Annotated in this window: 1 pseudogene; it reads left to right on the top strand. The window is 59.8% G+C overall.

Annotated features, from left to right (window positions below):
• Positions 1–186 (top strand): annotated as a pseudogene (locus SB772_RS45755) (amino acid ABC transporter ATP-binding protein); the annotation flags it as partial.
• Positions 187–234: the final 48 nt, after the last annotated feature.

Below are 234 nucleotides of genomic sequence, written 5' to 3'. Positions count from 1 at the left end.
ATGGAAGATCTCGCCCGCGGCGGCATGACGATGATCGTCGTCACCCACGAGATGGGCTTCGCCAAACGCGCCGCCAACCGCGTCATCTACATGCATACTGGCAAGGTCTGGGAGACGGGAGGGGCAGACATCCTTTCCAATCCCCAGACGCCGGAACTGAAGGAATTCATGGCCGAAGAGCTCTGAATTCAAGGAGGAGTACCTGCACGCGTGCGCGCAGGGTCGGGTAAACGA

It is taken from the genome of Paraburkholderia sp. SIMBA_030 (assembly GCF_046535245.1).
Lineage (GTDB): Bacteria > Pseudomonadota > Gammaproteobacteria > Burkholderiales > Burkholderiaceae > Paraburkholderia.
Note: the sequence above shows the minus strand (reverse complement) of the source record. Positions and strands in the feature narration are given on the sequence as shown.